The following is a 21,659-nucleotide window of genomic DNA, read 5'->3' on the forward strand; positions in this document are numbered from 1 at the left end:
TTCGATTTTTGGAGATATAAAAAACCGGGCTAAACAGCCCGGTTTTTTGAAATTCGATGAACGAATTAGATATCAGAAAGGTCGATACCTAAACGTGCAGCAACTTCTTCATAGGCTTCAACAACACCGCCTAAACCTTGACGGAAACGGTCTTTGTCGAGTTTTTTCTTGGTGTCTTTGTCCCATAGACGGCAACCGTCTGGAGAGAATTCATCACCCAGTACGATACGGTCGTGGAATACACCGAATTCAAGTTTGAAGTCTACAAGTAACATGTTACCTGCATCGAACAAGCCTTTAAGCACTTCGTTCACTTTGTAAGTGAGTTCTTTCATTTGTGCCAATTGTTCAGCAGTTGCCCAACCTAAAGCAATCGCTTGAGATTCATTCACCATTGGATCGCCAAGCGCATCATCTTTGAAGAACAATTCGAAAGTAGGTGGAACCAGTTCTTTACCTTCTTCTACGCCTAAACGACGGCATAAAGAACCGGCAGCATAGTTACGGATTACACATTCAACTGGAACCATTTTCAATTTTTTCACTAAAACTTCAGTTGGAGAAAGAAGTTTTTCAAAGTGAGTTTCAATGCCAGCTGCAGCCAATTTTTCCATGATGAAGGCGTTAAAACGGTTGTTCACCTTGCCTTTACGATCCAGCTGTTCGATTTTTTCGCCGTTAAATGCAGAAGCATCGTCACGGAAAACTAGGATAAGGTGATCTGCACTATCTGTTTCATAAACAGATTTCGCTTTACCAGTATAGAGCAAGGTTTGTTTCAACATGGGGGAACCTTTTTCAAAAAAAAATGCCTAGTACGACTAGGCTGGCCAATTTTGGTAAATCTGGGTTAACAGTTCTGCAGCTTTTTCTTGGTCTGCAAAGCTGTTATCGGCATTGAATACAGCTAAGTTGTTACTTGTGCCTACAGAGGTCAGTCTTAATACATAAATTTGCTGATCAATCTTAATGGTTACTTCGTAACGATTTTTACTTTGACCAACAATGCTATGGTTGAGGCTACTGAGGGTGGCAAGTGTGTACTGCCAAATTGTAGCAGAATTTCCGTCTATTTTGAGCAGTGGATTTTGGTTTCCATCACGAACCAGCTGTGGACGACCGATATTTGTGCTGTCTTGTTGAGCATCGGCAGCGCTATTGCTTTGCGCCTTGTCGGGACGGGGTAGAGCAAAGCGGTTACCGTGCTTGTTTTCAAGCTTGGGTGCATGCTCAATCGCCAGCGGGTCAATGGTTGGGGCTGGATACAACGGCGTTGCCGGTCGAACCATTGAACCTTCCGGATATTTCACAGGTTCAAGGGTTGTTGTATTTTTATAGTCCAGTGAACCATTGCTGATTCCCATGGAACTACAACCCGCTAAACTGAATGCCGAAAGTGCAAGGGTTAAACCGAAACGTAATTGCATAATGTTGTGCTCTTTATTTAATGACACCCGCAGCGCTGAGTGCTTCACGCAACGGGGTACGATATTGTTCTGCAAGAGGAGTTAATGGTAAGCGAATACCGGTACCAATTAAGCCCATTTCATGGAGTGCCCATTTCACAGGAATTGGGTTAGATTCACAAAATAAAATATTGTGTAAATTTGCAACTTTATTATTTAAAGCTTCAGCACCTTCTGCATCACCTGCGAGTGCTGCAGCACAGATCAGGCTCATTTCCTTCGGTGCGACATTGGCAGTGACAGAAATGTTGCCTTTAGCGCCAAGTCCCATTAATTGATATGCAGTCGCATCATCGCCAGAATAAACAGTCATGTCTTTGCCGGCTAATCCTTCGATGAGTTCTTTCCCACGCGCTACATCCCCAGTGGCATCTTTAATACCGACAATTTGCGGAATATCGGCCAGACGGATCACGGTTTCGTTAAGCATGTCCACGCCGGTACGTCCTGGGACGTTATACAGAATTTGAGGCAAATCAACAGCTTCAGCAATCGCTTTGTAGTGCTGATATAAACCTTCCTGTGTAGGCTTGTTGTAATAAGGCGTAACCAGTAATGCGGCATCTGCACCGAGCTCTTTTGCTTCTCTGGTGAGCTCAATGGCTTCATGAGTCGAGTTTGCACCGGTACCGGCAATAATAGGAATGCGTTTGTTGGCTACACGGATGATTTCTTTAATCACGCGGGTATGTTCAGCCATGCTTAGAGTCGATGCTTCACCTGTGGTCCCTACAGCCACAATACTGTTGGTGCCTTGTTCTATATGCCACTCAACCAGCTTTTCTAGACCCTTCCAATCTACGCTGCCATCTTCAAACATCGGGGTGACGATTGCGACAATTGAACCTTGAATGATCTGTGCTTGCTGAGTCATTTTAAAAAATTATCCTATTTGGCCATCCAACTGGGGTAGAAAAACAGAGATGTGGATGGTTACGTATTTTGATTTATAGCAAATTCAAGCCAATTGAATAATGCTTATGCAAATTATGAACGAACAAGCGGTGAAGAACAATATGCTTTAGTCAAACCATCTAAAAACTTTATGAAAAGCAAGTGAAAAACAGCACAAATATAACCAGGGTAATTTTTTTAAAAGGATGTGTCCTGAAATTCTAATCTGTTTTTAATCCTTTAAGATCAATTTTTTGACTGTGAAAATGCTTACTTTGATTTTAAAAAACTGCGCTGGGCCCAATCAACTCAATAATTCCGGGTAAAAACATCAGAATTTAAGATTTAATAAGAATCAGTATAGACTTTAAAGCTATATGAACCAGACAGTTAATCTATCAAAATGATCATTAAAAACTAGAAGAATAATTAATAAAAACTATTACTCCATTTTGACTTTTTTCGCACAGGATGATTTTTAGAATCGAATTTATCAAGATCATGTGAATTTTTCTTGTACGGATTAAGCGGATTAAGTGTTTTTGCGACTATGTGTATTTGGTACTGAAAAACTTTAAATATCCAGTATTTTTGTTAATAAACTGTAAATTATTCAACTTATTGGTAGTTAATTATGCTGCCAGTCTCATAGATGATTGCGACTTTATTATGAACAACGCTGATTGAAACAAGGATATTCCAATGGAAAAATCAGATAACAAGCACGCGGTCATCACAGTAGCGATCTGTTTTCTGATCGCGGTGATCGAGGGCCTGGATATTCAGGCCGCAGGTATTGCAGCCGCGGGTATTCGTGAGCATTTTGGTCTTGACAGCTCGCAATTGGGTGTGTTTTTCAGTGCAGGGATTTTAGGCTTACTGCCTGGTGCACTGGTCGGCGGTCGATTTGCAGATCGTATTGGTCGTAAGAAAGTCCTGATCTGGTCGACAGCAGTGTTTGCCGCATTTACTTTATGTACAGTTTGGGTAAACAGCTTTAACACGTTGCTGGCTGTGCGTTTCCTGGCGGGTGCCGGTCTGGGTGGTGCCATGCCAATTCTGATCACGCTGGCTTCTGAAGCTGTATCGCCAAAAAACCGTGGTCGTGCCGTGGGCCTGATGTACTGTGGTATGCCGGTCGGTGCTGCGATTCTGTCGTTAATTGCCGCAACTGAATTCGGTGCCAACTGGAAGAATGTATTCTACCTGGGCGGTTTATTACCGATTTTCGTGATTCCACTGATGATGCTGTTCCTGCCTGAGTCGAAAGAATACCTGAAAGTACAGAACAAAACTGCAGCTGAACTTGCCGCTGCTCCACAAGGTTCATTCAAGGATCTGTTTAACTCGAATAACCTGTTACGTACCCTGTGCATCTGGGTCAGCTACTTCTTCACGCTGATGGTGGTTTACATCATGCTGAGCTGGTTACCATCATTGTTTATGGAGCTGGGCTTCACCCGCAAAGACGGTTCAACTGCACAGTTCTACTTTATGGTTACTGCAACGATTGGTACTGTAATTTTGGGTATGTTGACCGACCGCTGGAAAAAAGCCTACGTGATTGTGTTGATGTACGGTGGTATTTTGGCAGGCCTATTGGCATTGAACGGTGCAAGCTCGCTGAGCCAGATGTATATGGCTGCAGCATTGGCAGGTGCCTTCGTGATTGGCTGTCAGGGTGTACTGTATGCTTTCGGTAGTATCGTGTATCCGACCGAAGTACGTGGTACCGGTGTAGGTGTTGCTTCTGCAGTAGGCCGTATCGGTGCAATGCTTGGCCCTGTGATTGCAGGTCAGTTACTGACTGCAGGTTTCGGTGCAGCAGGCGTTATTACTGCAGCGATTCCATGTATCATTATCTCTGCAGTATGTATGCTGATCCTGGTGAACCGCACCAAGGTGTAATACTGAAAAGATTAAAAAAGCCTGCATTTGCAGGCTTTTTTAATGCTCAGAATTTAAAAAATCATCATGGTATTGATAGGGGGAATTTTCTGTTTTTGCTTATCATTTGCGATGAAATCAAAGCGATTTCCTAATTTATTATGCATTGCAAAATAATACAGATATGGAACTGATTCCAAGATTAATCCGAATGAACAGTCATTCTATTTTTATCGGCAGCGCTAAAAATCCTCTACTATTTTGCGCTATGCTTGGGCGTAAATTGATATTTCAAGGGATGAAAATAATGCAGAATGCGGCTTTGATTGTGGTGGATGTGCAACGAGGATTTACGCCGGGAGGCAATTTGGCTGTGGCCAATGCTGATCAGATTATTCCGAACATCAACCAGTTGGGGCTGCATTTTGACAATATTGTGATTACCCAGGATTGGCATCCAGAAAATCACATTTCCTTTGCCGAGAATCATTCTGGTAAAACACCTTTTGAGATGATTCAGCTAGATTATGGCTCGCAAGTCCTGTGGCCAAGTCATTGTGTGCAAGGCACTGCTGATGCAGAACTTCATCCGGATCTGCATTTACCGACTGCCCAACTGGTCATCCGTAAGGGTGCACATGCCCATATCGACAGCTATTCAGCTTTTCTGGAAGCAGATCAAAAAACCACAACCGGTTTGGCTGGCTATTTAAAAGAACGTGGCATTGATACGGTTTTTATTGTCGGCATTGCCACAGATTTTTGTGTGGCCTGGACCGCAATAGATGCCTGTAAACTGGGCTTTAAAAGCTATGTGATTTCCGATGCCACCAAGGGCATCGATTTACACGGTTCACTGCAACATGCCTGGCAAGATATGCTCGCTGCAGGGGTCAAGCGTATTTTGATGAAGGATATCGTTCAACGCCATATCTCCTGAAAAAACAGGATCAAGCTGAATAAAGTTGCTGTTTTGCTGAATAGATATGGTACAACCTGCTCTCCAGATCAGAACAGCATAAATATTGGATGTATTGTATGTCTGCTTTTTTGCGCTTTACCCAATTTATTCAGAAAACATTTGCCCTTTGGGTAGTAATATTTGCCGCTATTGCTTTAATTTTCCCGGAAGCCTTTGTCTGGCTTAAAGCCTATATTACCTGGATGCTGGGAATCATCATGTTTGGTATGGGCATGACCATGACCGTGGATGATTTTAAAGGGGTAGTGCAAAGTCCCAAAGCCGTGGGGATTGGTGTGGTCGCACAATTTGCGCTGATGCCGGGACTGGCCTATGTGTTGTGCAAGCTGTTTCAGTTGCCCCCTGAAATTGCCATTGGGGTAATTCTGGTCGGCTGTTGCCCGGGCGGCACAGCATCCAATGTGATTACCTATATGGCCAAAGGCAATACCGCGTTATCGGTTGCCTGTACTTCGGTTTCGACTCTTTTAGCGCCAGTATTAACACCGGCAATTTTTTATTTTCTGGCCAGCCAGTGGATTGAAATTAATGCCCTGTCGATGCTGGGTTCGATTCTTCAGGTGGTGCTGTTTCCAATCATTCTGGGCTTAATTGTTCGGGCTGTCCTGAAATCAAAAGTGGACTCTTATATTCAGGTGATGCCATTCATTTCAGTGCTGGCGATTGTGGCCATTGTGGCGGCCATTATTGCAGGAAGTAAGACACAAATTTTGCAATCTGGTTTATTGATTCTGGGCGTGGTGGCCCTACACAATGGTTTGGGTTACTTATTGGGTTTTTGGGCAAGCCGTTTGTTTAAATTACCCTATGCAGACTGTAAAGCAGTTGCGGTAGAAGTCGGCATGCAAAACTCGGGTCTAGGCGTGGCTTTGGCTGCAGTGCATTTTGCTGCCTCACCACTTACTGCCGTACCGAGTGCCATTTTTAGTTTATGGCATAATATTTCGGGTCCTGCATTAGCGAGTTATTGGGCAAGCAGGACAGATAAAATAGAAGAATGATCAAGATATCTCTGTTGAGCACAGTTGTACTTCAGCACAGAATCCTAGAGATAAAAAAACCGAGCAGTTCAGCTCGGTTTTTTTATACCTTAAGTTTAAGAGGCCTTGGATTGTTTGGCTTTTAAGATTTCGGTTCTAAAGGTTTGTGCCAGTTCCGCCACTTCGCTGTCCATCCCGTTCATCATAAAGGCATGACGGGTCAGTACATTGGTTGGATTCGGCAGGCTAACCAGCTGGTAACAATCCGAGATTTGCTTGAGCAACTCATTCGGTAAGTGAATAGCACTTTCCTTGGCAGTCAATTGTTGTACCAGACGTTCTGCTGCCTGGACAGGGCTGAGCTGCATGGCCTCAACGTGGCTGGAAATGGCACTGCGGGTCTGCAACACAAAACGTTTTTCTTCACGATAACGTTTGTACAGCACATCGGACAAGAGCTGGAACACGGTACTGATCATCACCAGGCAAGGCACTGCATTTGGTGTTTCTACCGTCATGCTAATGGTTGCGCCGTGTTCATCAAATTTATGCACCGTGGTGATGTCTGAACTGTTTAACTTGTAGTGTTGCACACAGAGTTCAGTGGTTTTATTCAGGAAAATCTGACATAGATTGAAATAGGGGATGGAAACGGTTTTATTGACCGAATCCATCAGCTGTTTAGGGTCATAAAATTGGATATTTAAGGCAATACACTTGTCATCCAGTACCACAGGTTTCGATTCTTTGATTTTAGCTTTGGCCTGAGCATTGTTCTGTGCCTGGGCAATCGCGACTGCGGCATTGTGCTGTTCTTGTTCCAAAGCCTGAGTCAGGGTTTGAATTTCATGTTTGAGGCGTGATTCATTATTGATACGTGCCAGATATTCGGTACGGCTTGGACGGGCAATGGCACGGTAAGCCAACCATAACAAGCCATGAATCAGCAGCGATAATAAAATGGCCAGCCATTGGGTACGTAAAATTTCTCCAATACTGGGTTGAATCAGGGTAATTTCAATACTGCCCACTTTCTTTTCATTTTGCAGTGCTTCACGAACAAACACTTCACCTTGGCGTGTTTTGGTTAAACCGCCTGTTGCCAGTACCTGATTGTTCGCATCCAAAATACGGATAGAAGCCACACTCGGGTTGGTGGCATAACGGTCGGCCAGTAAAGCCAATGACACCGTATTGGCCGGTTCCAGCTCGGACAGGCTGTCTGTGACCAGTTGTGAGGTCATCAGCTGTCCCTGACTGGCGCGGTTAGCATTCAGCTGATGCGTCGTCGCAAGTACCAGTAAAAAGGTGTGAAAAGCAAAACTTACAATCAGTAGGCTAGCAAATAGCCCTTGTCTAGGCGCATTCAACGTAAACTTCCAAGGCATTTATGTTCAAATTCGATTATGATTCTAGCAATAGTTGTAGCTCAGATCCGAGTCAATTCATGCGAGAAATCATTCTTATATCATTTTTGGGACCCGACCAGCCTAATCAATTTACACGATTAATGCAGGTATTGTCCGTACATTCGTTACAAATTTTGGACGTTGGACAAGCCGTCATCCACAACCAACTGACTTTAGGTATTGTTGTTTCGTCAGATGACCAAACTGCTACAGCATTAGCCATGAAGGAGATTCTGATTCTAGCACATGATATTGGCTTAACAGTGCGCTTTAAACCAATCTCTACATCAGAATATGATCAATGGGTGAGTGAAGGTGGGCAGACCCGTTATATCGTGACGGCACTGGCACCTGAATTGACCGCCTCACATTTGCAGGCCGTGACCCAGATCGTCTCTAACCAGGGTTTTAATATTGAAACCGTGACCCGTTTGTCGGGCCGCCCGGAACTCAATGGCACAGTTGAAGGACCAAAACGCTCTTGCGTACAATTTGGCCTCAAAGGACAAATGCTCGATGCCACTGCCATGCGTGCCGCCTGCTTGCGTTTATCCAGTGAACTGAGTGTCGATGTGGCGGTTCAGGAAGATAATGCTTACCGTCGTAATCGCCGTCTGGTCTGCTTCGATATGGACTCGACCCTGATTGAACAGGAAGTGATTGATGAGTTGGCCATTGAAGCCGGTGTCGGTGAGCAAGTGGCTGAAATCACTGAACGTGCCATGCAAGGTGAACTGGACTTCCAGCAAAGTTTCCGCGCCCGTGTCGCTTTGCTCAAAGGTATGGATGCCTCTGTTTTACCTAAAATTGCCGAGCGTCTGACCGTGACTGAAGGGGCAGAGCGCCTGATTTCAACCTTGAAAGCGTTGGGCTATAGAACTGCAATTCTTTCCGGTGGTTTCCAGTATTTTGCCGAATACCTGCAAGAAAAATTGGGGATTGATGAAGTCCATGCCAATATTCTGGATGTGGAAGATGGCGTGGTCACAGGTGAAGTCAAGGGTCATATTGTGGATGGCGCTCGCAAAGCCTTGTTGCTGCGTGAATTGGCAGACAAAATGGATATTTCACTGGAACAGGCCATTGCCGTGGGTGATGGTGCCAATGACTTGCCAATGCTGTCGATTGCCGGTTTAGGGGTGGCTTTTCGCGCCAAACCTCTGGTTCGCCAGAATGCCAATCAGGCGATTTCAAGTGTGGGTCTGGATGGGGTGTTATATCTTCTAGGTGTACATGATAAAGACCTGAGCCGTGCCTAATGGTTCAGTCTAACGGTGGATGTTATTGACAAAACGCGACATTGATGTCGCGTTTTTTTGTGGTCAAAATAGTGAAATTACGATGAACGGTTGGCTGAAATTGCCGATCAAAACACCAATCTATCCATTGGTAAAAAATATTTTTTTAATGCTTTTAATGCATTATTTTTTTGTAATGACACGGCAAGTCCGAGCCCATCTTATTTCCAGAAAAAGTTAAAAATAAAAAAATGTAATGACAAAATAATATTGCGACAAGGTATGTCGCTTGCTGAAAATACAAGACTTTTTTTCTTAAAAAAACTCCGCATAATGCTTGCATAGAAATTGATATAAATATATTTCAGCATTTATTCACGCTATCGGGGATTTGATTTAGACCCATATAAAAGTGTCAACATCCTTTATAGGACGGAGGTTTTTATGGTTACAGCGAATTTAGCAACCATCATAGGCTTAAGCTTGATTGCCGCTGCTTTGATAGCTGTTTTCTTCTCGCCTTATCGTCGTTTGTTAAGCTTTATGTTTGCAGGTATGCTGTTTTGGGGCTTGATTGAAGCCATTCGCTTTAGTACTCAACTGGCGTTTGATTTACCGATGGGATACAGTTACCTGACGGCGTTAATGTCGGTCATGGGAATTTTAACCCTGCTGTTAATCCGCGAAGATCGTCGTGCAGAACGCGCTTTAGCCAAACGTCGCTATATTGAACATACACCAGTCTATGATGATGAGCAGCAACACTACTCAAGCCGTTAATTTGAAAAACTGATAATCAATAAAAAAAGATGTGCTGCGGCACATCTTTTTTTATTGATTATTGTTATACAAAGCCTTACTTCAAAAAACCCAAGTTATGGTAGGATAAGTCGTCAATTTTCCAACAATTACAATAGGCTTAAATGTCATGAAACTATCTTCGATTCCTGTCGTAAAATTACCACTGGTCGATGTAAGCACGGATCCGCTTGATTTGTTAGTTGCGGGCTTAGCTTTGCGTATGAAACAGTTGGCGCGTACCAGTCCAAAATTTATTGAACTGGTTCATGAACGTCAATTCCGTATCCAAATTGGCACTGATCTGGGCTTTGCACGTCAAATTATTGTAAATAATGGGCAAATTGACACAGTAGCAGGCGATGCAGAAAAAGCGGACTTCATTTTGCAGTTCGCAGACAGTGAACAGGGCGTAAAAACCTTAATGAAAGGTGATCCAAGCGCGTTCATGACTGGCATGCAAAATGGCACGATTAAAATGGAAGGCGATTTTGGCCTTTTGGTCTGGTTTAACAAGGTTGCCAAACTGATTCCACCAAAACTACCTAAACCGGTAGAAGAAAAAGTGAAACTGGTACGTTCATTCATTCGTGAAAAGACTGGTAAATAAGATTTTATATCTTTCGTTCTCCTCCTTTTAAAAAGGTGGGAATCCTCAGAATATATTCTGAGTTCGCAAGAGGGAAGGATTAAAACAAAAAAGCCCTCAATCGAGGGCTTTTTTGTGATGGCAATATTGTCGCCTTATTCAACTTCCAGATTAAACGTCACCGGGCCATCATTGACCAGATGCACTTTCATGTCGGCGGCAAAAATACCTGTTTGCACATTTTCAAATTGAGATTTTGCATAGTCGACCAAGGCTTCATATAAAGCTTTTGCCTCACCCGGTGGCATGGCTGGACCAAAGTCCGGACGCAAGCCTTTTTGCGTTTGTGCCATCAATGTAAATTGCGACACTAGTAATACTCCACCACCGGCCTGAGCCACATTCCAGCCCATTTTTCCCTGTTCATCATCAAAAAAACGGTATTTCAATATCTTGTCGATCAGCTTTTTGCCTTTTTCCAGATTGTCTTCTTTAGCTAATCCCAGAAAAACCAAAATGCCTTTTTCAATTTGTCCGGTGGTTTCACCATCCACCACAACCTTTGCTTCTAGAACCCGTTGCAATAATGCACGCATAACTTAACCAATTTAAATCTTCAATTTATCCGCAGCATTGTAGCAAACAGGCAGAAATTTAAGCTTTAAAATACACACAATATCTCAACAGAATCATCAGGTTTGGTTAAAGATATTTTGCTCTATCTTTGCATGAATAAACCCAAGCAGACTTTAACGAAACTGGATATGAAGATGCAAATGTGAGAGTCATGACCCACAGCCGCTCATAGGAAATGAAATATGACTCTATGGCTGAATAAGAAGGAGGTTTAGCCCTTACTCTATTGCGTTGACGGGTCCAGCTGTACGCAAAACTAGCAATATCAAGATAAAAAGTGTGTTTTAATGCAGTCAGCACAGCGAAATTTCATTAGATATGGCCCCAATCATTCAATCTTTGCTTGATACCGACTTGTACAAATTCACCATGCTACAGGTGGTATTGCATAAATTTCCTCAAACGCACAGTGTTTATCATTTTCGTTGCCGTAATTTAGAGGATACCGTTTATCCACTGACGGATATTCTGGATGATTTGAATCAGCAACTTGACTATTTATGCCAGCTTAAGTTTAAAGAAGATGAGCTGCTCTATCTTCGCAGTTTACGTTTTATCAAAAGTGACTTTGTTGATTATCTGGAACTGTTCCAGCTGAAACGTCGTTTTATTAAAGCCAGCATTGATGAACAAGGCCGTCTGGACATCTGGATTGAAGGCCCGATGGTTCAGGCCATGATGTTTGAGATTTTTGTTCTGGCCATTGTCAATGAACTGTATTTCATGCGTATTCGCAGTGATGAAGTTTTGGCAGAAGGTGAACGCTGTTTGCAAGCCAAAGTCGAACTGTTAAAGCATTATGAAAAAGAACTGAAGCCTCATGAACCACCATTTCTGGTGTCTGATTTTGGTACGCGTCGTCGTTATAGCTTTGCATGGCAAAAGCATGTGATTGAGGTATTTAACCAAGCCTCACCGAATATTTTCCGTGGTACCAGCAATGTGTTGATTGCGAAAGAATTGGGAATTACTCCGATCGGAACCATGGCACATGAGTTTTTACAGGCCTTTCAGGCTCTTGATGTGCGTTTACGCGATTTTCAGAAAGCGGCACTGGAAACCTGGGTGCAGGAATATCGTGGTGATTTAGGGATTGCCCTGACCGATGTGGTAGGAATGGATGCGTTCTTGCGTGACTTCGATTTGTATTTTGCCAAATTGTTTGACGGTCTGCGTCATGACAGTGGGGATCCCTATGCATGGGGTGATAAAGCTTATGCGCACTATAAGAAATTAAAAATTGACAGTAAAACCAAGATGCTGACCTTTAGTGACGGTCTGAATCTGGAAAAAGCCTGGAGCCTGCATCAATACTTTAAAGACCGTTTTCAGGTCAGCTTTGGTATAGGCACTAATTTAACCAATGACTTGGGACAAACCCCACTCAATATTGTGTTAAAACTGGTGGAATGCAATGGTCAATCGGTAGCAAAAATTTCCGACAGTCCAGGCAAAACCATGACCGATAATGATACCTTCCTGGCCTATTTACGTCAGGTATTTAATCTCAGCGAAACAGAATAATCATGATGGCTATAGCTGATTTTTTGCTAAACCAATGCAAAAAATCAGCATAATAGTGAAAATGACTTATGCTAAGATCGTCCATGTTGATCTAAACAAAACACGAAAAAAGTATGACTGTATCTGCATTTAATTTTGCTCTGCTGATAGAAGCAGAAGAGCTGGTTCCGTTTTTAGGCAATGAAAAATTACGCATTGTCGATTTAAGCCGTCGTTCTGTTTACGATCAATTGCATATTCCGCATGCCATTCATGTGCAACCGAAGCAGCTGGTACGCCAAGAAGAGCAGGCTGCAGGTTTGTTGCCTGATGTAGAAGGCTTAAAAGCCCTGATTGAATATCTGAATATTTCTCCGGAACATCATGTGGTGGCTTATGATGATGAAGGTGGGGCTTGGGCAGGGCGTCTGATCTGGAACCTGCATTGTCTGGGTTTTGAAAATACCAGCTTGTTGAATGGCGGCATTCATGCCTGGCTGGCAGCCGGTTTGCCTACTTCTTCAGAAGTGGAAAAATTAGTTCCCGTAGTGCCTCTGGTGGACATTAACCAGACCAATATCGAAAAGTACCGTATTGAATATGCAGAGCTGTTAGAAAAAGTCCAAAATAACAGCATTCAATTGTGGGATTGCCGCACCGAAGATGAATATACCGGTCTTCGTCTTGCAGCGCGACGCGGCGGTCACATTCCAAATGCCCGACATTTTGAATGGAGTACTGCCCTAAATCGTGAAAATCATTTAAAATTGCATCCTTTACAACGCACTCAACAGCGCTTGGAACAACTGGGTTTCAATTTAAAACAACCTGTAGTGGTCTATTGTCAGTCACATCACCGTTCGGGTTTGGCCTATATTCTGGGCCGATTGCTCGGTTGGAAGATACAGGCTTATGATGGTGCGTGGAGTGAATGGGGCAACCGCCTCGACAGTCCGATTATTACCGGAGAGTTACCATCTTGAGCTTCACATCACGTTTAAAAAAACAAATTTTTATTCAAGCACAACGTGTTGTGCCACAACACCAATTATCACGTGTCGTGGGTAAACTGGCTGCCAGTGAACATCCGATTATCAAAAATACCGTGATTCAGGCTTTTAAAGCCCAGTATGGAATTGATATGTCGATTGCTGAACAAAGCAATGCATTGAAGTTCAAATCATTTAATGAGTTTTTTACCCGCTCTTTAAAAGAGGGTGTACGTCAAATCGATACCGATCCGCATAGTATTGTGTCACCAGCCGATGGCGCCATTTCACAGCTGGGCAAGATTGAAGAAGGCGATATTTTTCAGGCCAAAGGGCAAAGCTTTTCGGTGGAAAAACTGATTGCTGATCCGCAATTGGCAGAACCATTTAAAAATGGCCATTTTGCGACTGTGTATTTATCACCTAAAGATTATCATCGTGTTCATATGCCTTTTGCCGGGACTTTGACTGAAACCTTGTATGTGCCAGGGGAATTGTTCTCGGTCAATCAAACCACTGCGGAAAATATTCCGGGCCTGTTTGCGCGTAATGAACGTATGGTCTGTCTGTTTGATACTGAACTGGGGCGTATGGCGGTAGTTCTAGTGGGTGCCATGATTGTTGCAGGCATTGAAACGGTAGCTACCGGTAAGGTCAAACCGAGTGGACATTTGGAACTCAACCAGCACAACCTGTTTCTGGAAAAAGGCGCAGAGCTGGGCCGTTTCTATTTGGGTTCAACCGCTGTGGTGCTATTTGAAAAAGATAAAATGCAATGGGACCCGATGTTTAAAGCCAATTCTGTTGTGATGATGGGCGAGGCTTTAGGTCATACGGTTTAAATGCTTTTAACCTCCCTTTTTTAAAGGTAAGCATCCTCGAAATATATTTCGAGTGCGTAAGGGAGGGATTATTTTACCTCTTGAATTATATCAATCCCCCTCAGTCCCCCTTTGTTAAGGGGGATGTTTCATCAAGGAAAGGATTTAGGACGGTCAAAATAAAAAAGCGCCTTAAATAAGGCGCTTTTTAATGTCTAAAAATTAACGTTTCACCACAATCGAATCAATACCACTGCGTTGCAAGGTTTGCTGTGCAATCATCGCAGCTTCCTGAGAATCATAAGGCCCAGAAATTACCCGGTACCAGGTTTGACCACCTTCAACCGATTTTACTACATCTGCAGACAGACCATTCAGGATAATTTCGGCACGGCGTGCATCGGCACTATCTGGATCGGGATAGCTACGCACCTGCAAAATATAACTTGGCTGGTGGGCAACAGGTGCTTCAGAACTTTCCAGACCTGGCTCGGCTGTTTCAGCCGGAGCAGCTGTTTCTGTTTCTGGAGCTTCAACAATCACTACAGTTTCTGAATTTTTAGTTTCAGGAACTGCCTGATCTGGAATGGGTGTCACTTGCTGTTGTGGTAATAAATCGTAGAAACGATAGTCCTTGTTGGTATCTTCCTGATAATGTTCAGAACTGATCTGATTTTTCGGTTTAACCGGTGCCCACGGTTTCCACAGCATCAAAGCTACGGCAAAACTCAACACAATTAAAATAACCACCAGCGTTCCCAGCCATGCAGGAATCAATGGCTTTTTCGGCTTATTCGGTCGCTCAGAGACACCGCGCTGCGTTTTTCCAAACACGTGGGATTCCTCGTGTATTATTTTTAATTTAAATTTATTTAAAACAAGGTGTTATTTTTAGATAACACCTTGTTTACCCTATTGTCTATAAATCATTAACTAAGTTTAGATGATCACAAACATGACTTTTGCTGCGAGTAACATTGCTGTACAAAGGCATTAATTATTACATCGCCACTTCAAGCATAGCTTTCGGTCTTGCGGTGATGCAAAACCTTGTTTTGCTTACATCGCCTCAGGAGCAGATACACCTAATAATTCTAAACCATTACGTAAAACCTGTTGTACGTTTACTGAAAGTAATAAACGGGCTTGTGTAAGTTCAGCATCATCATTAAGTACTTTATGCTCATTATACCAACCGTGGAATAATGCTGCCAATTCTTTCAGATAGTTACCGACTTGATGCGGCTCATAACTGTTGGCTGCGCGAATCACGATCTCAGGGTAGGCTGCAAGTTTGGCCAGAATTTCTGTTTCTGCATCCAGCGCAAGTTTCGCCGCAAATTGACGTGCATTCGCAGCATCAAAGTTCACACCTGTTGTAACCGCTTTTTCTAGCATACGGCAGATACGGGCATGTGCATACTGAATGTAATACACGGCATTGTCTTTACTTTGAGAAACAGCAAGGTCCAAGTCGAAATCGATGTGCTGTTCAGACTTGCGCATCACGTAGTAGAAACGTGCTGCATCGTTGCCGACTTCTTTACGCAGGTCACGTAAAGTCACGAACTGACCTGAACGGGATGACATTTGCACCATCTCGCCACCACGCCACAAGCTCACGAACTGAACCAAAAGCACGGTCAATTTTTTCGAGTCATAACCCATGGCATCAATCGCTGCTTTAACACGGGCGATATAACCGTGGTGATCTGAACCCCAGATATCGACGATATCGGTATAGCCACGTTGTAGTTTATTCAGGTGGTAAGCAATGTCAGAGGCAAAGTAAGTAGTTTGACCATTCCGGCGTTTGACTACACGGTCTTTTTCATCGCCAAATTCAGTCGATTTAAACCAGATATTGCCATCTTGTTCGTATAGGAATCCACGTTGATCTAATGTTTGTAGCGCTTCTTCAATTTTTTCAGTTAAAGATGCTTCACTGAACCATTGGTTGAAGGTTACGCCAAATTCGCCTAGGTCATCTTTAATGTCATCAAGAATGGCTTTAAGTGCCGCTTGATGGAAGACGCGGTAGCCTTCACCAATCAATGCTTGAGAATTGTGAATCAAGCCATCGATGTGTTTTTCTTTATCGCCCGATAACACCACCTTGTTGCCATCTGCATCCAGTTCGGCAGCATATTGAACATCTTCAGGCACATCTTTGTAGACATCAGCCACTGGACGTACATAAGCCTCACCATCCTGGTCGATAATGCTTTGCGCGATTTCTTTAACGTAGTCGCCTTGGTAAGCATTTTTAGGGAAGACTAAGGTTTGACCCGTAAGCTCTAAATAACGAAGGTATGTAGAGGTCGCCAGGATGTCCATTTGACGGCCAGCATCATTGACATAATATTCACGGTCAACTTTGGCACCGGTTGCTTCCAGCAGATTGGCAACGGTCATGCCATAGGCTGCACCCCGACCATGACCAACGTGCAGGCTAGAAGTCGGGTTTGCTGAAACAAATTCGACTTGAACGCGTTTTTCACCATTGGCTTGGGTACGACCAAATTGATCTTTTTGTGCTTGAATCTGGTCTAAAACAGCAAAGCGCTGGTCGGCATTTAAAAAGAAGTTAATAAAGCCGGGACCCGCAATTTCTGCTTTGCTGATGTCTGCTACTTCAGGCAATGCAGCAAGAATTTTTTCTGCAAGATCACGAGGCTTCATACCCGCAGCTTTAGAACCAATCATGGCAATATTCGAAGCGAAGTCACCGTGGCTTCGGTCTTTGGTTCGCGTTAAATGACCGCTGTTATTCCAGTCGGATGGAAGTACACCTTCAGCTTGAAGAGATTGCACTGCATGATCGAGAGCTGCTTGGATTGCCGTATTCATAATCAGTCGAAAAATAAATGTCGCAGAAAAACAGCAAATATAGCAAATTTCGTGGTCTTTAGGTGAATGCATTTGTATTGAATGAATCTTGTCCGACAACTACCGCAGAATTGAAGCAGGAAAATTCTGAAAAAGATTCAAAAAAGCAGGATTTCCTGAGTGTTTGCTTTTCCCATTGTGCTAACCCTGTTGCTTTTGGTGCGTAAATTAACAGACAAACTGGTTAATCTTTCTGCTCCCAATTCATCGAAGTGAATCAGTTCTTAGTCCAGACCAGTTGCTTTGATGAATAGGCTTTATTGATTTTGAACAGATCTTTAAAGCAATACATCCACCAAGGCACGGATTATCCCCAGCACCAAACCGATAAATGCACCGACTACAACCCCATTGACCCGAATCATGTGCAAATCGCCACCGACTTCATTTTCAATTTTGTCGATCATTTCGCGTGAATCCCATTCATGAATGCGTTCGCTGATAAAACGGATCACTTTTTCACTGTATTGATCACTCAAATTGACGGCAAGCCCACTCATTCGTTCATTCAGCAATTGACGTACTGCCGGATTGGAAATGATATTTTCCCCGACCTGTTGAATCGCAACACGAAGGTTTTGCGCAATGCCTGAATCGGGTTTGAGCAAGTCTGCTTTAATGGCATCACAGAGGATCACTACGGCACCACTGATAAAATTCAGTACCTGAGGGCTATCCAACAGGGCATCTTTGGTGCGGTTTAACCGCTCACTGGCCTCACTTTCACTATCTGCCAGTTCCAACATCAGCTGCTGGCCCATCTGTTCAATTTTTTGCCGCCAAGGATGCTGCGGATCGGCCAGCATGGATTCCACCCGTTCAATCAGTGAATCGATGGTGCGTTGCTGTACATCAATACCAATCCAGCTGGCACCTTTGGCCAGCTTCCACACGCCCAGTTCTTTGAACAGCCGGCGGGTCAGCTCATTAGTTTGTTCTGGATGGGAAATCATCCATTCATGTGCCAAATCGAGTCCGCGTTGCAATACATCCTGATGGAAGTCATTTTCTAGTACCGCGCGCAGCATTTCACTGGCCAGGGTGTTAACCTGGGTGTTACGCACCCATTGCACACTGTTGTTTTGAATAAAGTTTCCAATCTGTTCCTGACCAACAAATTCGAAAATCTTCGGTACGGTTTGCTGAATGACCTGAGTGACTTGAGTATTATTTTCCGGTTTTGCCAGCCATTGTCCGACCGCAAGGCTGAGATCGGTACTTTGCAGGCTTCTTTCCACCACTTGTGGAGATAAAAAGTTTTCCTGTACAAAACGTCCCATCGATTCGGCAATCCGGGCTTTATTGCGCGGAATGATTTCAGTGTGGTCGAGCAGAAACTTGGGAATTGGCATTTTCCCAAAAGGATTGCGGAACAATACGGTAATGGCATACCAGTCGGCCAGTCCGCCGACCACACCCGCTTCGGCAGAAAGCATGAAAATATGAACCAGCCAGGCATATTCAGGAATCAGTTTGGCCACTACCATTAACACCAACCAGGTCACAATGGCACTGATGAGGGCAATGGTGGCAAAGCGTTTACTGCGTTGCAAACTCGGTGTGGTGATTGCTTCCGCTGTGGTCATGCAGGATTCCTGTCGGTTACTAAACTGTTGTTATTTTACTGTTTTTGGTACTGGTGGTAATACTTGGCCGTTAGGGCCCAAGCCATACTTTTGTCCTAAATATTTTAAAATCAAATAGGCATCAAATGCATCATCCGGTGCTTTTTTCTGATCTTTATAACATTCAATGCTATAGGAAACCTGTACCGGGTCAATAGTCACCACGTGCGGCATGTCATAAAACGGGTCAGGCCAGAAGCCGGGATAACGGCGATAATAACCATAGGGATAGTACATCGGGCTGGAATAGACCACAGCCTGACGAGGTGGCTGGTTACGGTTACTTGGATCAGCTAGTACTTTAAAATAGCGGAAGCCGTTCTGTACCGTGGTCTGGGCGGCTTTCACCAGAGTAATTTCTTCGGCAGTCCCAAAACTCATGTTAGGACGGGCCTGAAAACTGATGCGATAGCTTTGTGCATTCAGGGGCGTATTGCTGAATTGCCCCAGCTGTTCAAAAGTTAGCGGTTTTGAAGGTGTGGTTGCACAGCCTGACAGCGCTATGGCTATGACCATAGTTAAACCTATAATGCTGTTCTTCATGTTAAACCTCCATACGATTTACTGTGCGCGGGGAGGAGACACAATAAATGTTTAGAAACGACTATTCGGTTGGGTTAAAAATTCGAGCTCTTCCGTAGTTGAGCTACGTGCCAGGATGGCATTGCGGTGCGGATAGCGCCCGAAACGGTCAATAATGGCTTTATGCTGTTTTTCATAATCCAGATTCAGTGGATTATTTAAGCGTTGAAATAATTTTAACGCGAATTCGTGGATCAGTTTCGATTCACTGTGCATAAAGGGCATATATAAAAACGACCGTTGTTCTGGACTTAATTGTTTATCCAAATCTAGGCTAATGGCTTCTTGCGCCAGAGCTAATGCTAAGGGGTCCTGGGCAAAGGCCTGAGCTTGATCCCGAAATAGGTTACGCGAGAATTGATCCAGAACAATAATTTCTGCCAGGCGGCCTTCAGCGGTTTGACGCCATGACCACAGTTCGGCCTGTGCCGCTTTTTGGTGAATGTCATAAAATTTTTGCTTGATCAGTGCATCAAAATCATCACTTTTTGCAAACCACAGCGGCTGGGTTTCCGGATTAAACCAAAAGTCCAAAACATCTGGATAATTCATAATATTTACAAATCCTTAGCACTTATTATTCAATACAAACACAAAATTCAGATGTCTTATACAGTATCTTTGTGATAAAAATTTGCCAGAAATAAAATTGACGTTTTGCTTGAAAACTATACAGGGTGTAATGTAGCAGCCAAAAATCACGTTATACTGATATAAACTGATGATTTTATTTTAGTAGTTTTATTTAGTAGTTATCTTCCGATAAGCGAGATTGTTAATGAGTCAACCCGAATCGACCTCTCAAGTTATGGTACCAACTTGGGTGGATTCTTCGCTGTTTAAGGGCATGTTGCGCGGTATTGAACGTGAAAGCCTGCGTATGCAAAGCAATGGCTTTTTATCCCAGGCAACACATCCTCAGGCACTTGGTTCTGCATTAACACATCCGCATATCACCACTGACTATTCCGAAGCCTTGATGGAATTTATTACTCCTCCACAAGACAGCATTGAAAAAGCACTCGACTATTTGGCCGATATTCATGCCGTTGCGCACCGTCATCTGGAAAATGGCGAAAAGCTCTGGCCCTTGTCGATGCCCTGCATGCTGGATGATGACGAAGAAAACATTCGTTTAGCCCAATATGGCAGTTCCAATATTGGACGTTTCAAGACTTTGTATCGTCGTGGTTTAGGCGTGCGTTACGGTCGCCGTATGCAAACCATTTCCGGGGTGCATTATAATTTATCTTTTCCAGATCAATTGTTTGAAGCGCTGCAACAGCATGAAAGCGATGAAGCCCTAAAAAGCCTCAGTTTGCAGGATTATCGCAGTCACCGTTACTTTGGCCTGATCCGTAATTTCATCCGTCTAACACCCCTGGTGATGTTCCTGGTGGGGGCCAGCCCTTCTGTGTGCCAGTGTTTCATGACCGGGCGTGAACATCATCTGTTGCCTTTATTAAAAGGCACCCTGTTCTTGCCGTATGCAACAGCACTGCGCATGGGCAATTTTGGCTATCAGAATTCTACCCAGAAGCAATTGGGTATTCATTACAATAACCTGTCGGATTATCTGGATGGTTTGCAGAAAGCCGTGAAAACGCCTTATGCACCTTTTAGCCGTTTAGGACTCAATGATGAGCACGGTGAACCGATTCAAATCAATGATCATGTGCTGCAAATTGAAAATGAATACTACAGCCTGGTTCGCCCAAAACAGGTGCCTCAAGCGGGAGAAACCCCATCCCAGGCGCTGAAAAATCGCGGGGTGGGTTATGTTGAACTGCGCGCAGTCGACGTCAATCCGTACAGTCCGATCGGAATTGATGAAAACACGGCAGCATTTCTGGAAGTTTTGGCGCTGCATTGCCTGGTACAGGACAGCCCCGATTTGCTCGATCCGGAACAGGAACAGATTGAGCGTAATCAGGCCGAAGTGGTCAATCGTGGCCGTGCACCGAATGCCACTATTGTGGATGCGGCTGGAAAGCATCCGATTGAAGACTGGGCACGTGCGCAGGTCATCAAAATGCAGTCTTGGGCTGATTTACTGGATGCCGCCTATAGCACCAAGATGTATTCAGCAGCCTTGGCAGTCATGCTCAGCCGCATTGATGAAGTGGATGAAACCCTGTCTGCACAGGTTATTGCCGATACTTTGGAACATGGCGGGACCTGGGGTTTTGGCAGTATGATGGCGCTGCAGCATGCAATGACTTATGAACAGCACACATTAAGTCCGGATACTCTGGCTTATTTTGATGGTTTAGCGGGGCAGTCATTGCAACAGCAACAGCAACTGGAACAAGATACGAGCATCAGTTTTGAGCAATATCTTGCCGATTATCGATAAAAATTAAGAGGATTT

Annotated in this window: 20 protein-coding genes; 10 read left to right on the forward strand and 10 right to left on the reverse strand. The window is 43.9% G+C overall.

The annotated features are described in order from the left end of the window. Nucleotides 1-65: 65 nt before the first annotated feature. Genes purC through dapA form a run of 3 tightly spaced genes read right to left on the reverse strand, consistent with a single transcriptional unit; the run spans nucleotide 66 to nucleotide 2,340 of the window. A complete protein-coding gene (gene purC, locus FTT87_RS02520) occupies nucleotides 66-785 on the reverse strand; it encodes a phosphoribosylaminoimidazolesuccinocarboxamide synthase (RefSeq protein ID WP_086196580.1) in 720 nt (239 codons plus the stop codon). A gap of 36 nt (nucleotides 786-821) precedes the next feature. Further along, on the reverse strand, nucleotides 822-1,427 hold the full coding sequence (locus FTT87_RS02525) for a lipoprotein-34 precursor (NlpB) (protein WP_180043150.1): 606 nt from the start codon (nucleotides 1,425-1,427) through the stop codon (nucleotides 822-824). Nucleotides 1,428-1,440: 13 nt separating this feature from the next. After that, a complete protein-coding gene (gene dapA / locus FTT87_RS02530; protein WP_086196578.1) occupies nucleotides 1,441-2,340 on the reverse strand; it encodes a 4-hydroxy-tetrahydrodipicolinate synthase in 900 nt (299 codons plus the stop codon). A gap of 722 nt (nucleotides 2,341-3,062) precedes the next feature. On the opposite strand from dapA, the gene mhpT reads away from it, so the two are divergent. From mhpT to FTT87_RS02545, 3 genes are all read left to right on the forward strand, one after another. Then, on the forward strand, nucleotides 3,063-4,268 hold the full coding sequence (gene mhpT / locus FTT87_RS02535; protein WP_180043151.1) for a 3-(3-hydroxy-phenyl)propionate transporter MhpT: 1,206 nt from the start codon (nucleotides 3,063-3,065) through the stop codon (nucleotides 4,266-4,268). Nucleotides 4,269-4,551: 283 nt separating this feature from the next. After that, the gene (gene pncA / locus FTT87_RS02540; RefSeq protein WP_180043173.1) at nucleotides 4,552-5,187 is read left to right on the forward strand and encodes a bifunctional nicotinamidase/pyrazinamidase; all 636 of its coding nucleotides are present in this window, start codon (nucleotides 4,552-4,554) and stop codon (nucleotides 5,185-5,187) included. Between the two features lie 98 nt (nucleotides 5,188-5,285). Next, entirely contained in the window at nucleotides 5,286-6,230 is a 945-nt protein-coding gene (locus FTT87_RS02545) for a bile acid:sodium symporter family protein (protein WP_180174296.1), read from the forward strand. Between the two features lie 95 nt (nucleotides 6,231-6,325). Here the strand turns inward: FTT87_RS02545 and FTT87_RS02550 are convergent, their stop codons facing one another. Beyond that, the gene (locus tag FTT87_RS02550) at nucleotides 6,326-7,579 is read right to left on the reverse strand and encodes a hypothetical protein (protein ID WP_180174324.1); all 1,254 of its coding nucleotides are present in this window, start codon (nucleotides 7,577-7,579) and stop codon (nucleotides 6,326-6,328) included. Between the two features lie 77 nt (nucleotides 7,580-7,656). Between FTT87_RS02550 and serB the strand changes: the two genes are divergently transcribed. The 3 genes from serB to FTT87_RS02565 all read left to right on the forward strand — a co-directional run bounded on the left by serB (nucleotide 7,657) and on the right by FTT87_RS02565 (nucleotide 10,264). Then, the gene (serB, locus tag FTT87_RS02555) at nucleotides 7,657-8,877 is read left to right on the forward strand and encodes a phosphoserine phosphatase SerB (protein ID WP_180174297.1); all 1,221 of its coding nucleotides are present in this window, start codon (nucleotides 7,657-7,659) and stop codon (nucleotides 8,875-8,877) included. 423 nt (nucleotides 8,878-9,300) lie between these two features. Beyond that, nucleotides 9,301-9,636 (forward strand): AciT family ciprofloxacin tolerance protein, encoded by a 336-nt coding sequence (gene aciT / locus FTT87_RS02560; RefSeq protein WP_086196574.1) that lies wholly within the window; start codon nucleotides 9,301-9,303, stop codon nucleotides 9,634-9,636. A 148-nt stretch (nucleotides 9,637-9,784) separates the two neighbouring features. Continuing rightward, complete coding sequence (locus FTT87_RS02565) at nucleotides 9,785-10,264, forward strand: SCP2 sterol-binding domain-containing protein (RefSeq protein ID WP_180174298.1); 480 nt, start codon at nucleotides 9,785-9,787, stop codon at nucleotides 10,262-10,264. A gap of 134 nt (nucleotides 10,265-10,398) precedes the next feature. Here FTT87_RS02565 and dtd read toward each other — a convergent pair whose 3' ends face one another. After that, nucleotides 10,399-10,839 carry a D-aminoacyl-tRNA deacylase gene (gene dtd, locus FTT87_RS02570; RefSeq protein ID WP_180174299.1) on the reverse strand — a complete coding sequence of 147 codons (441 nt, stop codon included), beginning with the start codon at nucleotides 10,837-10,839 and terminating at the stop codon, nucleotides 10,399-10,401. Nucleotides 10,840-11,197: 358 nt separating this feature from the next. On the opposite strand from dtd, the gene pncB reads away from it, so the two are divergent. From pncB to asd, 3 genes are all read left to right on the forward strand, one after another. Then, entirely contained in the window at nucleotides 11,198-12,403 is a 1,206-nt protein-coding gene (gene pncB / locus FTT87_RS02575; protein WP_180174300.1) for a nicotinate phosphoribosyltransferase, read from the forward strand. Between the two features lie 113 nt (nucleotides 12,404-12,516). Continuing rightward, a complete protein-coding gene (locus FTT87_RS02580) occupies nucleotides 12,517-13,365 on the forward strand; it encodes a sulfurtransferase (protein WP_180174301.1) in 849 nt (282 codons plus the stop codon). Further along, on the forward strand, nucleotides 13,362-14,213 hold the full coding sequence (gene asd / locus FTT87_RS02585; RefSeq protein ID WP_180174302.1) for an archaetidylserine decarboxylase: 852 nt from the start codon (nucleotides 13,362-13,364) through the stop codon (nucleotides 14,211-14,213). Before FTT87_RS02580 ends, asd begins: the two co-directional genes overlap by 4 nt. A 201-nt stretch (nucleotides 14,214-14,414) precedes the next feature. Here the strand turns inward: asd and FTT87_RS02590 are convergent, their stop codons facing one another. The 5 genes from FTT87_RS02590 to FTT87_RS02610 form a co-directional block, all read right to left on the reverse strand. Continuing rightward, nucleotides 14,415-15,026: an SPOR domain-containing protein gene (locus FTT87_RS02590; protein ID WP_180043160.1), complete on the reverse strand. Its 612-nt coding sequence runs from the start codon at nucleotides 15,024-15,026 to the stop codon at nucleotides 14,415-14,417. A 225-nt stretch (nucleotides 15,027-15,251) separates the two neighbouring features. Then, a complete protein-coding gene (gene argS, locus FTT87_RS02595; protein ID WP_180174303.1) occupies nucleotides 15,252-17,042 on the reverse strand; it encodes an arginine--tRNA ligase in 1,791 nt (596 codons plus the stop codon). Between the two features lie 317 nt (nucleotides 17,043-17,359). Beyond that, nucleotides 17,360-18,667, reverse strand: coding sequence for a DUF445 domain-containing protein (locus FTT87_RS02600; RefSeq protein ID WP_180174304.1), 1,308 nt, complete (start codon nucleotides 18,665-18,667; stop codon nucleotides 17,360-17,362). A 30-nt stretch (nucleotides 18,668-18,697) separates the two neighbouring features. Then, on the reverse strand, nucleotides 18,698-19,249 hold the full coding sequence (locus tag FTT87_RS02605) for a hypothetical protein (protein WP_086196566.1): 552 nt from the start codon (nucleotides 19,247-19,249) through the stop codon (nucleotides 18,698-18,700). A gap of 51 nt (nucleotides 19,250-19,300) precedes the next feature. Then, nucleotides 19,301-19,840 carry a DUF924 family protein gene (locus FTT87_RS02610; RefSeq protein WP_180174305.1) on the reverse strand — a complete coding sequence of 180 codons (540 nt, stop codon included), beginning with the start codon at nucleotides 19,838-19,840 and terminating at the stop codon, nucleotides 19,301-19,303. 226 nt (nucleotides 19,841-20,066) lie between these two features. Here FTT87_RS02610 and gshA point away from each other — a divergent pair, with 226 nt between their 5' ends. Continuing rightward, the gene (gene gshA, locus FTT87_RS02615) at nucleotides 20,067-21,644 is read left to right on the forward strand and encodes a glutamate--cysteine ligase (protein ID WP_180174306.1); all 1,578 of its coding nucleotides are present in this window, start codon (nucleotides 20,067-20,069) and stop codon (nucleotides 21,642-21,644) included. The last annotated feature ends 15 nt before the right edge of the window (nucleotides 21,645-21,659 follow it).

The organism is Acinetobacter sp. YH01022 (assembly GCF_013420235.1).
In the GTDB taxonomy this organism is placed as follows: Bacteria; Pseudomonadota; Gammaproteobacteria; order Pseudomonadales; family Moraxellaceae; genus Acinetobacter.